Raw genomic sequence first — 14,057 nt, forward strand, 5'->3', positions numbered from 1 at the left:
GAATGGGACGCCGAAAAGGCGTTGCGCCGCTACGACATAGCGATCACTCGCCTTGGCGTGAAACAGGAGTAGAGCGGCATGGCAGAGAGTAAATATGCGCTCGCATACGCCGGTGAGAGCAGCGACACAACGGGCGCAATCTTGCCCGACAACCTCGGCAAATCGCTGCAGGATCTGAACCTGACACTGGCGTTGGCAAGCGTGGATATTCGTTTGCTGACTCAGGAGCAGGTCAAGCTGCGCGAGCTGCTGGTCAACCAGCAATCGTTGTTCAAGGTCGTCGCGGCGCCGCCAGCGGCCAATAGTGAACCGAAGTCGAAACTCAAGGCCGAGATCGAGCAGCGTCCGCCGCCGAAAAAACTGCAATCGGCGATGGCTAACGAGACCGCGCTGGTTGAACTCAATCAGGTGCTCAAGCTGAGCAAGGTTCAGCTGCAAACGCATTCTGAACGCACACTGGAACTGGCCAGCGAGAAGCAGGTAGCAGCCAGCGGTGCGACCAGCGCAGATCTGTTGCAAGTGCAACTCACCGGAGCCCGAGCCGGTATTGCCGATGGTGCCAAGGGTGATCAGCGGGCGAACGAACTGAAGTGGTTCTCCCGGGATGCGGCGGTCAACGCATCGGCGTTCAGGACCGACGTCAAAACGGCTGGCGAAATGTTGGCAGCCTGGCGTTCGTCGCTGAAGCTGGATCGATACCAGAGTCAGGATCTGGCCGACGCCACGAGCTACTTGGGCAGCAGCGGCCTGGACGCCAAGGCCGCCGACATCGGTGCGGTTGTGCAGCGTTCCGGCGAAACCGCAATCACTGCAGGTATGACCCCGGAACAGGTGGCCGCACTCGCGGCTGCGTTGCTCAACAGTGGCGCAGACAAGGAAGGCGCCAGCGCCACTTTGAAGGGCATCGTTTCTGCGCTGGCCAAGGGCGGATCAGCATCAACGGATCAGCGTACGGCCCTGGCCCGGTTAGGATTGAACCCCGAATCGCTGGCGGGTGAGATGCGCAAGGATGCTCCCGCTGCCATCAGCGCGGTTTTCGCCGCGCTCAATAAACAACCTGTGCAAGAGCGTGCAGCACTGACGAAGACGCTATTCGGCGAAAACGACGTCAGAGTTCTTGAACTGCTGAAGAAACCCGAGGATGTGACAAACGCATTTTCGCAGGTGGCCGACAAGCGCCAATACGCGACTTCGGAGCGTGGCGCCGACGGCGGTGCAGCAGCGCAAGCCGCCGAGGCTGTCGGTAATACATCGCAGGGGCGCTGGAACGCGCTGGATGCAAGTCTGAACCGATTGTCTACGGCATTCGGCACGGCATTGGCTCCTTTGGCCGACGGGGCCGCCGTGGTGCTCACCGGACTGGTCAATGGCGTGAGTACAGCGGCCGAGGCTTTTCCGGCGCTTACGGCAGGATTGGTTCTGCTTGGGGCTGCAGCTCTGCCGTTTGTGGGAGGGGCGCTGAAAACCGGTGTTGCCTCGGTGCTCGACACCGTTAGTGCGAAGCTGTTACGCCTTGCTGCCGCGCGTTTGCCATCGGATCTTGCCGACGTCATGGCAGGCGATGACGGCAATGATGGTGGTGGAAAAAAACGGCGACCGGCTCGCAGGTCGGGGCGACGCGCACCCTCTCGTATCGGGGCGCGTGCCTCGACGCCAGGTGCCCGCGGGAGCGGCCGTTTGAGTGGTGTGACGGCCAGGATCGCACCGATGTTCGACGATGCACTGACGCGATTGAGGATGGTCGGTGACGTTGCTAAAAATATGCGACCTGAGTGGCTCAAAGGGGCTGCCGCCAAAATCATGCCTTTGGCTGAAGGCGCCAGTGCCAGACTCGCACCGTATGCTGCCAAGGCATTGCCTGCCGTCAAGATAGGTGCACCTCTGGCCATCGCCCATGCGGCCTATGCCGGATTGAAAGGCTGGCGCGAAGGCGATGATCAAGCTGTTAAAGGTGCCGCCGGCGAACTCGCCGGAACCGCCATTGGCGCCACGATCGGCACGTTCATTGCGCCCGGTATCGGCACTTTCATCGGCGGCACTCTGGGCGGGATGCTCGGCTCCTATGTGGGGGAACAATGGGGGAAACCTGCCGAGGACAAACTCGCGCCCCCCGCGCAAGTGGCCAAGGATCTGTCCAGCGCTCAGACGCAACTGCCCAATTACACCTACTCGCCGTTAGTGCAGATCAGCGGCAGTGATGCGCTCAATGCCGAAAAAATCGGCGATGTGGTTTCGCAGGTCATGCGCAACCATTTCGATAGCGCATTCACACCCGCAGTAGGCACCAACGCTCTCGCCACCCGCCGTGACGCAGCCCTGACCGATGGAGTCGCCTGATGAAACAACAAATGGCGCTGGGCGGTTTCATCTTCGGCCTTTCGCGCGACTTCGCCTACAGCTCGCTGGCGCGCAAGTCCGACGGAGGCTGGAGCGAAATCCAGATTCTCACCAGCAAACCCAAGTCCAGCCAGACCGGGCAAAAACCGGAAACCCTGACTATCACCGGCAAGTCGATGTACGCCGTGGCCATGAATCGGCTCGACGAATTGCGCGCCTTGCAGGCCCAGCGTATCCCGCTGCCGTTGATTGACGGCATCGGTCGCAACTGGGGCCTGTGGCGAATCAACAATATTCAGGAAAACCAGAGCCAGATCATCGATGACGGCACGGCAATGGTCGTTGACTGGGTTATCGAGCTAGCGGAGTTCAACAATGCGTAAGGTCCGAAGCGTGGCTGGTGATTCGGTGAATCTGCTGCTCTACCGCGAAACCGGGCGCAGTGATGACGCCGCCGAAGAGGCCCTGTGGAAACTCAACCCGACCCTGGCCGAACACGGCCCGATCCTGCCCGCGGGCGTTTGGGTCACGTTGCCGGAACTCGACTCGAAACCGGCCACGCTAAAACCGCTCACGGCCTGGGATTAAGGAGGTTGCATGGCACTGGGTTTCACCCCGGCGGTAAGACTCTACGGGGCCCATTCGGCCCTGCTCAATCAACGCCTGATCAGTTGGGAACACATCGATGCAGCCGGTTTCGAGTCCGATCAACTGACGTTGACGATCGATCTTGAAGGCCTCGAAGGGCTGCCGGATCTGGGCGGGAAAATCGGCCTTGAGGTCGGTTATCTGGAGTCGGGAATGGTCGACAAGGGCCAGTTCAAAGTGACACGCCTGACGCCGACGCTGTTCCCGTTTCGCCTGACTCTGGTGGCCACGGCGGCGCCGTTCAGCAAGGATGATGAGACAGGCTTCAAACAACGCCGCACGGCCAGTCATGGCCCGACCACCTTGGGTGCGCTGTTTCGCAAACTGGTGTCGAGCCATGGCTTTTCACCGCGCGTCGCGCCCGAGGTGGCGATGATCAGAATCGAGCACGTCGACCAGTCAAACGAAACCGACATGAGTTTTCTGACGCGCCTGGCGAAAAAGTACAACGCGGTGACCAAACCCTACAACGACGTGTACGTGCTGGCCCGTCCCGGCCAGACCAAATCATTGTCGGGCCAGGTGTTGGCGGACGTGACATTGTCGGTGACCAGCAACAACCGTCCCGGCGATCACGCGTTCGTCAGCGCCACGCTGGAGGAGTCTGCCCGCGAACAGACCAAGGGCTGCAAGACCTGTTTCTGGGATGGTGCTGCCGGCGTGTTGCGTTGGGTTGAAACGGGGCTTGCGCCGTTCAAGACCCTCCGCCAGAAACAACCCACTGAAGCCGATGCGATCGCCGTCGGCGAAGGCGAAGTGCGCAAGATGCTCCGGCAGAAATACAAGGTGAAAGTCACTTGCCCCGGCAATCCACTGCTGGCGGCCGAAGGTCTGGTGCGGCTCGATGAGACCTGGCCGGACTTCATGCGTGGGCGCTGGTCGATCGAAAAAGTCACCGCCAGTGGCAATCGCGAGAACAGCTATCGCTGCGTGATCGATGCCACGTGCCTCGACCCCAAGGCGGGCGCCAAAGACTGATTCACTCTTTCTCAGAGCGACACAAACCCCTGTGGGAGCGAGCCTGCTCGCGAAAGCGGTGGATCAATCAACACTGTTTTTGAATGTAAGTCCGCCTTCGCGAGCAGGCTCGCTCCCACATTGGTCCTGCGGTAACTCCCCCACACTCTGGAACACCACCATGAAGATCACCCCGATCCTCACGCAACTGCGTGCGCAATGCCCAAGCCTTGCCAACCACGTTGCGGTGGGTGTCGATCTGGCGTTGCTGCAAGGCAATGCCGATCTGCCGACACCCTCGGCCCATGTGCTGCCGCTGGCCGATGTCGCCGGCAACAGCACCGCACAAAACCTCACCGCGCAACCGATCCGCGACCGCTTCGAAATCGTCCTGGCACTCGATGCCACGGACGCCACAAAAGCGCTGGATCTGTTGCACGACCTGCGCGCCGAACTGTGGCGTGCGCTGGTGGGGTTCAAGCCGGGCACCGATTACAGCGCCATCGTCTACGACGGCGGCGAAATGGTCTCGATCAACAGCAGCCGGGCCTTCTATCGGCTGCGCTTTTTTGCCGAGTTCCAGCTCGGCCGCAATCTGCCCAGTCAGCCTGCGGAGAGTTGGCACGAACGTGAACTGGACGGTTTGTCGTCCTTTACCGGGGTCACCGTGCGGGTCGATGCGATCGATCCGGCCGACCCCAATCTGAAACACCCGGGCCCTGACGGGCGCGTGGAACTGACTTTCTCTGGAGACGTAACCCCATGAGCAATCGCATCACCGTACTGCCGGCCGCTGGCCGTGCCGTGCCTGACCCGGAAGCGGGCGATCTGCTGCCCAAAGAAGGCCGTGAAGTGCTGGACAGCGCCTGGTGGCGCCGACGTCTGGCCGACGGCGATATCACTATCAAAACCGTAAAAGTCAAAGCACAGGGAGCCAAATAATGGCGATCGGATTCAGCAACATCCCCGCGGACATTCGTGTACCGCTGTTCTATGCCGAAATGGACAACTCGGCTGCCAATAGCGCGACTTCGGCCATGCGCCGTCTGATCGTCGCTCAGGTCAACGACAACATCGCCCCGACCGAAGTCGGCAAACTGGTGCTGGTCTCCAGCGTCGCGCTGGCAAAAAGCATCGGCGGTCAGGGCTCGATGCTCGCCTCGATGTACGAGACCTTCCGCAAGGCCGACCCGATCGGTGAGATCTGGTGCCTGCCGCTGCACAACACTGAAGGCGCCATCGCCAAAGGCGTGCTGACCCTGACTGGCACTGCGACTCAGGCTGGCGTGCTCAACCTGTACGTCGCTGGCGTGCGTGTGCAGGCCACCGTGGTCAACGGTGCCACCGCTGCTCAAGCGGCTACCGCACTGGCACAGAAAATCAACGCCACCGCCGATCTGCCGGTCAGCGCTGCGGCGGCTGAAGGTGTGGTCACCCTGACCGCCAAATGGACCGGCGACAGCGCTAACGACATCAGCCTGCAGTTCAATCGTCTGGGCAAGAGCAACGGCGAAGAAACCCCGGCCGGCCTGACCACTGCGATCACCGCCATGACTGGCGGTGCCGGTGTGCCGGATCAGGTCGCAGCCGTGGCTGCACTGGGTGACGAGCCGTTCGAGTTCATCGCTCTGCCGTGGTCGGATCTGTCGACCCTCAATACCTGGCAAGCAGTGATGGATGACAGCACCGGTCGCTGGTCCTGGGCCAAGCAACTGTTCGGTCACGTCTACAGCGCCAAGCGCGGTACCGTCGGCACCCTGGTTGCTGCCGGCCAGGCACGTAACGATCAGCACATGACCATTCAGGCGCTAGAGCCGGGCGTACCGCAACCGTTCTGGGTCCAGGCGGCAGCACTGGCTGCGCGCACCGCGGTGTTCATCTCCGCCGATGCCAGCCGTCCGACCCAAAGCGGCAGCCTGCCGGGCGTTGATCCGGCGCCGGCCAGCGAGCGTTTCACCCTGACCGAGCGTCAGTCGCTGCTCAACTACGGCATCGCCACGGCCTACTACGAAGGTGGCTACGTGCGCATCCAGCGTTCGATCACCACCTACCAGAAGAACGCTTACGGTCAGGCCGACAACTCTTATCTGGACAGCGAAACCATGCACCAGTCGGCGTTCATCGTGCGTCGTCTGCAAAGCGTGATCACCAGCAAGTACGGCCGGCACAAACTGGCTTCCGACGGCACCCGTTTCGGCGCCGGCCAGCCGATCGTCACTCCGGCGACCATTCGCGGCGAGCTGATCGCGCAGTACGCCAAGCTGGAACTGGAAGGCCACGTGGAGAACGCCGAGCTGTTCGCCGAGCACCTGATCGTCGAGCGTGACGTGCAGGATCCGAGCCGCGTGAACGTGCTGTTCCCGCCGGACTACATCAACGGTCTGCGCGTGTTCGCACTGCTCAACCAATTCCGTCTGCAATACGACGACGCGGCCTGATAACCGCGTTTGGCCGTAAGCATTCAGCCCACCTAGGTGGGCTTTTTTATTTGAAGGGAGTAACACCATGGGTCAAGTGATTGCAGGCACCTGCTACGTCAAAGTCGACGGTGCACAACTGACTATCAACGGCGGCTGCGAAGCCCCGCTGATGGCTGTCAAACGCGAAACCGTCGTACCGGGTTTCTACAAGGAAACCGACGTCGCGCCGTCGTTCAAAGTGACCGCGCTGCACACCGCCGACTTCCCGCTGAAGAAGCTGATCGAAGGCACCGACATCACCGTCACCTGCGAATTCAGTAACGGCAAAGTCTACGTGCTGGCCGGTGCCTATCTGGTCGAAGAGCCGGTTTCCAAGGGCGATGACGCCACCATCGAACTGAAATTCGAAGGCATCAAGGGGACCTGGCAATGAGCGGCGCCGTGAAGCTTCAGGTTGCGATCGAAGCTCACGGCGAGCCCCTGACCGAACTCGTCCTGCGCCGTCCGACGGTGCAGGAAGTGCGAGCGATCAAGGCGCTGCCGTACAAGATCGACAAGAGCGAAGAAGTCAGCCTCGACATGGACGTGGCGGCCAAATACATCGCCGTGTGCGCCGGTATTCCACCGTCGTCGGTCAACCAGCTCGATCTGGCTGACCTCAACGCGCTGAGCTGGGCCGTTGCGAGTTTTTTCATGAGTGCGGCGTCGGAGCCATCACCGACCTGATCGCAGTCGCCTATGACCTGGCCTGGTTCTGGAAGGTTGACCCCGAACAGATGATGGCCAGGCCACTGGATGTGCTCCGCGAATCGCTGGAGCACGCGCAACGGATCAATGCGATGCAGCAGGTGCAGTGATGGCAGACGAAGAAAAGAAAGTGCAAACACCGGTGCTGATCACGGGCATCGATGAACTGTCGCCCAAACTCGGCGCCCTGCGAGTAAAGGTCGAGAGCTTCAAGAAAAATCTCGAACAGACCGGCCTCGGCAAACTGGATATCAGCGGTCTGTTCAAGGGCGGCAGCGTGATCACGCCGTTCGTGGACGGGATCAAATCGGCGGCAGCGTTTCAGGGCAAATTGACTGAAGTCAGCGAGACGGCGAAAACCGTGGATCTGCCTGCCGCACCGAAAGTCGCTGCACAAAACATGAACGTGTTCAGTGCGTCGATGGAAAAGGTTTCCGCTGCTGTTGACGCGGCGCTGGTGCCGGCAGTCGGTGCGTTGGTGGTCGGGCTTGAGCCAATGCTGACTCAGTTCGGCAGCCTGCTTGCCGACAACCCGCAACTGGTGGAAGGCCTGGCTGCGGGGGCCATCGCCTTCTCGGCGATGCAAACCGCGGTCACCGGCGCCACGCAAGTGTTCGATGTAATGAGCATGGTGCTCAAGACCAATCCGATCATGCTCATCGCCATGGGCATCGCGGTGGCGGCCGGTTTGATCTACGCCAACTGGACGCCGATCAGCGCGTTCTTCAAAGGCATGTGGGAGGGCGTGAAAAACATCGGTGCGAGTGCGATGGCGACGTTGCGCTCGGTCCTTGACTGGCGACCACTGGATGCACTGGCGGCGCTGTGGTCACCGGTCGCGGGATTTTTCTCGGGCATCTGGGAAGAGGTCAAAGCCGTCACTGCGCCGGTAATCGACTTCTTCAAATCGGTATTCTCGTGGACGCCCGCCGGCATGATCCTGGAAAACTGGGCACCGCTGACGGGGCTGTTTTCGGCGATCTGGGAACTGCTCAAGGCCTTGAGTGTGCCGGTGATGGCGTTCCTCCGAAACCTGTTCGACTTCTCGCCGATGCAGATGATCAACAGTGCGTGGGGTGGCGTTGTCAGGTTCTTCGAGCCGATGTTCGATGGCCTGCGGAAAGTCGCGCAGACGGCTAAAGAGTACCTGGTGTCGTTTTTCGATTTCTCGCCGATGCAGATGATCACCAGCGCCTGGGGCGGTGTTGTTGCGTACTTCCAGCCGATGTGGACGACGCTGCAATCAGCTGTGCAAAGCACCCGGGATACCTTGCGGGCACTGTTCGATTATTTTCCGATGGAAATGATCACCAGCGCCTGGGGTGGTGTCGTCGGGTACTTCGAACCGATCTGGACGGCACTGCAAACGTCAGTGCAGCGGGTCAAAGGCTTTTTCACCAGCCTGTTCGAGTGGTCGCCGCTGGAGCAGATTGCGCAGTACTGGCAGCCGGTCGGCGAAGTCTTTTCGGCGCTGTGGGATGTTGTGCTGGCGGCGTCTGCACCAGTCGTGGACTTTCTGCATACCCTGTTCGAATGGAAACCTCTGGATCAGATCATCGAGAGCTGGGGGCCGATTGTCGGGTGGTTCGGCGAGTTGTGGCAAAAGCTGCAAACCGTCATCGCGCCGATCAAGGAGCTGTTCGACGGAGGTTTCGCCGGGTTGATCGCCAAGGTCACCGGCAAGGTCGAAACTCTGACCCAAGCGCAGCGCCAGACCAACGCCGAAGGCAAGGGTGAGCTGGCGCCGGCATTCTTTGGCGCGAGTACCGCCCCTGCTGGAAACGGGGCGCTGCAAGGCGGATCGCTGCCGCAATCCTCCAGCGCCCTGATCCAGCAAAGCGCGGCCAACAACCGCACGCAACTCGAAGGCGGCCTGACCGTGCGCTTCGAAAATGCACCGGCGGGGCTGCGCACCGATCAACCACAAACCAATCAACCGGGCCTGGCGCTGTCTTCGCGCATCGGCTATCGCTCGCTGTCGGCAGGAGGTTCCAATGAACTGGCGTGACCGTTTGTTGCCGGCATCGTTTCGCGGTGTCGGGTTCTGGATCGATCAGGCGAAAACCCCGGTCGGTCGCAAAGGTCAGTTGCACGAGTACCCGCAACGCGACCTGCCGTATTTCGAGGATCTCGGCCAACAGGCCAAGACCCACGACATCACGGCGTTCATCATCGGCGCCGATTGCCTGGAGCAGCGCGACAAGCTGCTCAAGGCCTTGGAGGCAGGCAGTGGAGAACTGGTGCATCCGTGGCTCGGACGCTTGCAGGTCAAGGTCGGCGAATGCGACATGACCCACACCCGCCAGGACGGCGGGCTGGTGACGTTCAGTCTGAAGTTTTACCCGGACCGGCCGTTGCCGTTTCCGACCGCCACGGTCAGTACGCAAAAAGTTCTGTTGGCCAAGGCGGACACGCTGTTGGGTTCTGCGGTGGCGCGCTTCGAGCAGGCGATGACGTTGATCAAGGCCGCGCGGATCGGCATTGCCAATCTGCGCAACAGCCTGACCGGGGTCTATGAGGTGATCAAGGAGCAGCTCAAACCGCTGATCGAGCAGTACAAGCAGATCACTGAACTGGTCAAAGCCGTCAAGGAGTTGCCCAAGGAAGTGGCAGCGGAGTTCAAGGGCTTGCTCGGCGATATCAAGGAACTCAAGGAGTTCGCGAAGGAGGGCTACCGTGGCGTGATTGCCGACGTGTCCCAACAACTCGAAGCCATCCGCAAGGCCGATGCGCCGAAGATCACCACCGGCAAGGACACCAACGCGGCGGCGCAAGCCATGGCTGATCTGGTGCAGGACACGCTGATTGTTAAGGCGGCGCAGTGGATCGCTTCAATGCCGGTTGCAAGCAAACCGGTGAAATTGCCGTCGATACCTTCTGTGGGCCAGCAGGCGAATCAGCCGATCAATCGTGCGGACGTGCCCGCCATCGATGATGTGCAGGCGATTCAGCAGACGCTGATCGACACCCTTAACCTGGTAAAAACCAAGGCCGGCCCGGCGCACCACCAGCTGATCAGCGATCTGCAGGATGCAGCGGTCGCGCATCTCAAGTCGGTCGCGTCCTCGGGTATACGGCTTGTCACTAAAACCCTTCAGGAAAGCGCGCCGGCGGTGGTGATCGCCTACAAGTACCTTGGCGATGCCACGCGGGTCACTGAAATCCAGCAGCGCAATCCGACGAACCATCCCGGGTTTTCGCCCAACGAAGTGAAAGTCTCCGGGGAGTAAACCATGAGCGAGATAGACAATCGCGTCACGCTGACCGTCGACAACATGGAATACGGCGGCTGGAAAAGTGTGGAAATCACCGCTGATCTGGAGCGTCAGTTTCGCACCTTCAAACTCGACATCACCTGGCAGTGGCCGGGGCAGACGGTGGACAAACCGATCAAGCCGGGCGATCCGTGCGAAGTGAAAATCGGGCAGGACCTGGTGCTCACCGGCTACGTGTTCAAGGCCCCGATCCGCTACGACGGACGCCAGATCAGCCTGACCATCGAGGGCAGTTCCTGTACTCAGGATCTGGTGGACTGTGCCGCGATCAACCGCCCGAACCAGTGGAAAGATCAGCCCATGCTGAGCATCGTCGAAGCATTGGCGTCGTCGTACAAGGTCAAGGTGGTCAGCGAGATTGCCGAAACCACGCGATTGGGCAGCTACACCCTCGTACCGGGGGAAACGGTGTTTCAATCGATCGATCGTCTGCTTTCGCTGTTTCGGGTGTTCTCCACCGACGATGCGTCTGGGCGGCTGGTGCTGGCCAGACCTGGCAGCGCTGGCCGCGCCAGCGATGCGCTGGAGCTGGGCAAGAACATCCTCTCGGCCAACGCGCCGATGGATTACAGCCAGGTGTTCTCCGAATACCGGGTCATTGGCCAGCAGAAGGGTAACGATCAGAAAAGCGGCGCGGCGGTCAGCGAGATTGAATCGATTGCCACGGATCTGGGCTACAAGCGCCGCCGCGTGACCGTGATCAACGAGGGCCTGCAGATCAATCCTGATCTGTCGCTCAAACGGGCGCTCTGGGAAAGCGCCACGCGCGTTGGCCGGGCGCAGACCACCACCTATCAGGTGCAGGGCTGGCGTCAAACCAATGGCGATCTGTGGCGCCACAACACACTGGTGAAGGTCAAGGATCCGGTACTTGGCTTTGACGGCGACATGCTGATCTCCAAAGTGACGTATTCGCTGTCGGCGCAAGGTTCGGTGACCACCCTGCAAGTGGCACCGCCGCAGACCTTTGATCCCGATCCTACGCCCCCGAAAAAAACCTGAGCCGGACACCGAACCCTGTGGGAGCGAGCCTGCTCGCGAAAGCGCTGGCAGCTTCAACATCAAATCGCCTGACCCACCGCATTCGCGAGCAGGCTCGCTCCCACAGTGGATCGCGTGATGCCTACCTTTGAGGACAATTCATGAGCCTACTGACACGCCTGCTGGCGCGCGGCACTGTCGTGCTCGCCCATTCGGCATCCAAGCTGCAATCGCTGCAAATGCGCCTCACCGCCGGAGAAGTGAACGACGACCTGGAGCATTTCGAACCCTACGGTTTCACCAGCAACCCGCTGGCCGGCGCCGAAGGCATCGTCACGTTTCTCGGCGGTGACCGTTCTCACGCCATCGCCCTGGTGGTCGCCGACCGCCGCTATCGCTTGCAGTCGCTGGCCTCTGGCGAAGTGGCGATCTACACCGACGAGGGCGACAAGATTCACTTCAAGCGCGGGCGAATCATCGACATCGAAACCGCCACCCTGAACATCCGCGCCAGCAGCGCGGTGAACTTCGACACGCCGGTGATCAACCAGACCGGCAAGATCGTTTCCACCGGTGATCAACTCGCCGGTGGCATCAGCCAGATCAAACACGTGCACGTTGGCGTGCAGGCCGGCAGCGGCCAGACCGGTGCGCCGGCAGGAGGCAAATGATGTTTATCAGCCAGAACCTCCACGCCGCATTGACCCGCGCCGTGCTCATCAGCCTGTTCACCTGGCGCCGCGCCGCCGATGACGACGCCCTCGACGACGAGGAGCGCTTCGGCTGGTGGGGCGACAGCTTTCCCACCGTCGCCGACGATCGCATCGGCTCGCGGCTGTGGCTTTTGCGTCGGGTCAAGCTGACCCGACAGACCCAGATGGACGCCGAGTTCTATGCCCGCGAAGCCCTGCAATGGCTGGTCGACGACGGCCACTGCAGCGCCATCGACATCATCAGCGAACGCCTCGACGCCCAGCGCCTGAACCTGCGCACGGTCCTGACTCTGGCCGACGGCGAACGTCTGGACATCAACCCCGATAACAGTTGGCAGGTGATCTATGCCGTTTGAAACCCCATCGCTGCCGGTGCTGATCAAGCGCACCCAAAGCGACCTGGCCGGCGATTCGCTGCGCCAGTCCGATGCGCAAGTGCTGGCCCGCATCCTCGGCGGCGCCGCTTATGGTCTGTACGGTTATCTCGACTGGATTGCCGAGCAGATCCTGCCGGACAAGGCCGACGAGTCGACCCTGGAACGCATCGCCGCTCTGCGCCTGAACCAGCCACGCAAACCGGCGCAGGTCGCCACCGGCAGCGTCAGTTTTACCGCGACCGCCGGTGCGGTGCTGGATGTCGACACACTGCTGCAAGCGAGCGATGGCCGTACTTACAAAGTCACCGCCGCGCGCACCAGCGTCAATGGCAGCAACACCACCACCATCGCCGCGCTCGACGCCGGTAGCCTCGGTAATGCCGACACCGGTCTGGCGCTGAACCCGGTGCAGCCGATCGCCGGCGTCGTCGGCAACAGTTTTGTGGTACTCGCGCCCGGCCTCAGTGGCGGTGTAGCGCGGGAAAGCCTGGAGTCGTTGCGCTCGCGGGTGATCCGCTCTTATCGCGTGATCCCCCACGGCGGTTCGGCCAGCGATTACGAGACCTGGGCGCTGGAAGTGCCGGGCGTGACGCGGGCCTGGTGCCGCGGTGGTTTCCTTGGTCCGGGCACAGTGACGGTATTCATCATGCGTGACGAAGACCCGCAACCGGTGCCCAACGATGAGCAACTGGCGGAGGTTCAGGAGTACATCGAACCGCTGCGTCCGGTGACGGCGGAAGTGCACGTGCAGCGGCCGATTCAGGTGCCGGTGGTGTACCGCTTCAAGAGTGTCAACCCGGACACCACTGCGGTGCGCGCCGCCGTTGAAGCGCAACTGCGCGACCTGCACAACCGCGAGGCCGATCTCGGTGTGCCGTTGCTGATCAGCCATATCCGCGAAGCCATCAGCAGCGCCGGCGGTGAGTACGATCACACGCTGACCGCGCCGGCCGCTGACGTGCCTGCCGGGCAAAGCGAACTGCTGACCTTCGGAGGCTGCGTATGGGGGGCATAAGAACCGCCGCGCAATACCAGGCGCAATTGCGCGCCTTGCTGCCGAGCGGCCCGGCGTGGGACCCGGAACGCGTCCCGGAACTCGAGGAAGTGCTGCAAGGCGTGGCCGTCGAACTGGCGCGCCTCGACGCCCGCGCCGCCGACCTGCTCAACGAGATGGACCCGGCGGGCGTCAGCGAATTGGTGCCGGACTGGGAGCGGGTGATGGAGCTGCCTGACCCATGCCTGGGCGCCACACCGCTGTTCGACGACCGCCGCCTCGCCGTGCGCCGCCGATTGCTCGCGGTCGGCAGTCAGGCTGTCGGTTACTACCTCGACATCGCCAAAAGCCAGGGCTACCCCAACGCCAGCATCACCGAACACGAAGCACCACGCATGGGCCGCTCGCGTTTCGGCGCCGCGCACTGGGGCACCTGGGAAGCGCAATTCATGTGGACCCTCAACACCGGCGGCCGCCTGCTGCTCGGCCGGCGCTACGGCGCGAGTTACTGGGGCGAGCGCTTCGGCGTCAACCCGGGCTCGGCGCTGGAGTGCCTGATCCACCGCAGTGCGCCGGCGCATACCAAGGTGCACATCAATTATGACTAG

At 61.7% G+C, this 14,057-nt stretch carries 16 protein-coding genes; all 16 read left to right on the plus strand.

Going from position 1 to position 14,057, the window contains the following annotated elements; all coding sequences use genetic code 11:
* Window positions 1-78 precede the first annotated feature (78 nt).
* The 16 genes from LOY52_RS05765 to LOY52_RS05840 all read left to right on the plus strand — a co-directional run bounded on the left by LOY52_RS05765 (window position 79) and on the right by LOY52_RS05840 (window position 14,057).
* Window positions 79-2,337, plus strand: a complete 2,259-nt coding sequence (locus LOY52_RS05765) for a phage tail tape measure protein (RefSeq protein ID WP_258678644.1) — start codon at window positions 79-81, stop codon at window positions 2,335-2,337.
* The gene (locus tag LOY52_RS05770) at window positions 2,337-2,720 is read left to right on the plus strand and encodes a phage tail protein (protein WP_258678645.1); all 384 of its coding nucleotides are present in this window, start codon (window positions 2,337-2,339) and stop codon (window positions 2,718-2,720) included. The genes LOY52_RS05765 and LOY52_RS05770 overlap by 1 nt, the downstream gene beginning before the upstream one ends.
* Window positions 2,713-2,925: a tail protein X gene (locus tag LOY52_RS05775; protein WP_258678646.1), complete on the plus strand. Its 213-nt coding sequence runs from the start codon at window positions 2,713-2,715 to the stop codon at window positions 2,923-2,925. Before LOY52_RS05770 ends, LOY52_RS05775 begins: the two co-directional genes overlap by 8 nt.
* Window positions 2,926-2,934: 9 nt before the next feature.
* Window positions 2,935-3,963, plus strand: a complete 1,029-nt coding sequence (locus tag LOY52_RS05780) for a phage late control D family protein (protein WP_258678647.1) — start codon at window positions 2,935-2,937, stop codon at window positions 3,961-3,963.
* Between the two features lie 160 nt (window positions 3,964-4,123).
* Window positions 4,124-4,708 (plus strand): hypothetical protein, encoded by a 585-nt coding sequence (locus tag LOY52_RS05785; protein ID WP_258678648.1) that lies wholly within the window; start codon window positions 4,124-4,126, stop codon window positions 4,706-4,708.
* Complete coding sequence (locus LOY52_RS05790; protein ID WP_095138390.1) at window positions 4,705-4,884, plus strand: DUF2635 domain-containing protein; 180 nt, start codon at window positions 4,705-4,707, stop codon at window positions 4,882-4,884. The genes LOY52_RS05785 and LOY52_RS05790 overlap by 4 nt, the downstream gene beginning before the upstream one ends.
* Window positions 4,884-6,380, plus strand: a complete 1,497-nt coding sequence (locus LOY52_RS05795) for a phage tail sheath subtilisin-like domain-containing protein (protein ID WP_225137729.1) — start codon at window positions 4,884-4,886, stop codon at window positions 6,378-6,380. The genes LOY52_RS05790 and LOY52_RS05795 overlap by 1 nt, the downstream gene beginning before the upstream one ends.
* A 67-nt stretch (window positions 6,381-6,447) precedes the next feature.
* Window positions 6,448-6,795, plus strand: coding sequence for a phage tail tube protein (locus LOY52_RS05800; RefSeq protein ID WP_007964335.1), 348 nt, complete (start codon window positions 6,448-6,450; stop codon window positions 6,793-6,795).
* Window positions 6,792-7,088 carry a phage tail assembly protein gene (locus LOY52_RS05805; RefSeq protein WP_003222226.1) on the plus strand — a complete coding sequence of 99 codons (297 nt, stop codon included), beginning with the start codon at window positions 6,792-6,794 and terminating at the stop codon, window positions 7,086-7,088. The genes LOY52_RS05800 and LOY52_RS05805 overlap by 4 nt, the downstream gene beginning before the upstream one ends.
* A gap of 130 nt (window positions 7,089-7,218) precedes the next feature.
* Window positions 7,219-9,117: a phage tail protein gene (locus tag LOY52_RS05810; protein WP_258678649.1), complete on the plus strand. Its 1,899-nt coding sequence runs from the start codon at window positions 7,219-7,221 to the stop codon at window positions 9,115-9,117.
* Window positions 9,104-10,339 carry a DNA circularization protein gene (locus LOY52_RS05815; RefSeq protein ID WP_258678650.1) on the plus strand — a complete coding sequence of 412 codons (1,236 nt, stop codon included), beginning with the start codon at window positions 9,104-9,106 and terminating at the stop codon, window positions 10,337-10,339. The genes LOY52_RS05810 and LOY52_RS05815 overlap by 14 nt, the downstream gene beginning before the upstream one ends.
* 3 nt (window positions 10,340-10,342) lie before the next feature.
* On the plus strand, window positions 10,343-11,386 hold the full coding sequence (locus LOY52_RS05820; protein WP_258678651.1) for a phage baseplate assembly protein: 1,044 nt from the start codon (window positions 10,343-10,345) through the stop codon (window positions 11,384-11,386).
* 140 nt (window positions 11,387-11,526) lie between these two features.
* Window positions 11,527-12,036: a phage baseplate assembly protein V gene (locus LOY52_RS05825; RefSeq protein WP_210558051.1), complete on the plus strand. Its 510-nt coding sequence runs from the start codon at window positions 11,527-11,529 to the stop codon at window positions 12,034-12,036.
* Window positions 12,036-12,434, plus strand: a complete 399-nt coding sequence (locus LOY52_RS05830; RefSeq protein WP_258678652.1) for a phage GP46 family protein — start codon at window positions 12,036-12,038, stop codon at window positions 12,432-12,434. Before LOY52_RS05825 ends, LOY52_RS05830 begins: the two co-directional genes overlap by 1 nt.
* Complete coding sequence (locus tag LOY52_RS05835; RefSeq protein ID WP_258678653.1) at window positions 12,424-13,470, plus strand: baseplate J/gp47 family protein; 1,047 nt, start codon at window positions 12,424-12,426, stop codon at window positions 13,468-13,470. Before LOY52_RS05830 ends, LOY52_RS05835 begins: the two co-directional genes overlap by 11 nt.
* The gene (locus LOY52_RS05840; RefSeq protein ID WP_007964344.1) at window positions 13,458-14,057 is read left to right on the plus strand and encodes a YmfQ family protein; all 600 of its coding nucleotides are present in this window, start codon (window positions 13,458-13,460) and stop codon (window positions 14,055-14,057) included. Before LOY52_RS05835 ends, LOY52_RS05840 begins: the two co-directional genes overlap by 13 nt.

The sequence above is a fragment of the Pseudomonas sp. B21-051 genome, from assembly GCF_024748795.1.
GTDB classification, from domain to species: Bacteria; Pseudomonadota; Gammaproteobacteria; order Pseudomonadales; family Pseudomonadaceae; genus Aquipseudomonas; species Aquipseudomonas putida_A.

Bases quoted from the DNA above. Each gene is read 5' to 3' on its own strand.
- LOY52_RS05810 (WP_258678649.1), top strand. From the start codon at position 7,219: ATGGCAGACGAAGAAAAGAAAGTGCAAACACCGGTGCTGATCACGGGC.
- LOY52_RS05825 (WP_210558051.1), top strand. From the start codon at position 11,527: ATGAGCCTACTGACACGCCTGCTGGCGCGCGGCACTGTCGTGCTCGCC.
- LOY52_RS05820 (WP_258678651.1), top strand. From the start codon at position 10,343: ATGAGCGAGATAGACAATCGCGTCACGCTGACCGTCGACAACATGGAA.
- LOY52_RS05800 (WP_007964335.1), top strand. From the start codon at position 6,448: ATGGGTCAAGTGATTGCAGGCACCTGCTACGTCAAAGTCGACGGTGCA.
- LOY52_RS05830 (WP_258678652.1), top strand. From the start codon at position 12,036: ATGTTTATCAGCCAGAACCTCCACGCCGCATTGACCCGCGCCGTGCTC.
- LOY52_RS05785 (WP_258678648.1), top strand. From the start codon at position 4,124: ATGAAGATCACCCCGATCCTCACGCAACTGCGTGCGCAATGCCCAAGC.
- LOY52_RS05795 (WP_225137729.1), top strand. From the start codon at position 4,884: ATGGCGATCGGATTCAGCAACATCCCCGCGGACATTCGTGTACCGCTG.
- LOY52_RS05775 (WP_258678646.1), top strand. From the start codon at position 2,713: ATGCGTAAGGTCCGAAGCGTGGCTGGTGATTCGGTGAATCTGCTGCTC.
- LOY52_RS05815 (WP_258678650.1), top strand. From the start codon at position 9,104: ATGAACTGGCGTGACCGTTTGTTGCCGGCATCGTTTCGCGGTGTCGGG.
- LOY52_RS05790 (WP_095138390.1), top strand. From the start codon at position 4,705: ATGAGCAATCGCATCACCGTACTGCCGGCCGCTGGCCGTGCCGTGCCT.
- LOY52_RS05805 (WP_003222226.1), top strand. From the start codon at position 6,792: ATGAGCGGCGCCGTGAAGCTTCAGGTTGCGATCGAAGCTCACGGCGAG.
- LOY52_RS05780 (WP_258678647.1), top strand. From the start codon at position 2,935: ATGGCACTGGGTTTCACCCCGGCGGTAAGACTCTACGGGGCCCATTCG.
- LOY52_RS05835 (WP_258678653.1), top strand. From the start codon at position 12,424: ATGCCGTTTGAAACCCCATCGCTGCCGGTGCTGATCAAGCGCACCCAA.
- LOY52_RS05840 (WP_007964344.1), top strand. From the start codon at position 13,458: ATGGGGGGCATAAGAACCGCCGCGCAATACCAGGCGCAATTGCGCGCC.
- LOY52_RS05770 (WP_258678645.1), top strand. From the start codon at position 2,337: ATGAAACAACAAATGGCGCTGGGCGGTTTCATCTTCGGCCTTTCGCGC.
- LOY52_RS05765 (WP_258678644.1), top strand. From the start codon at position 79: ATGGCAGAGAGTAAATATGCGCTCGCATACGCCGGTGAGAGCAGCGAC.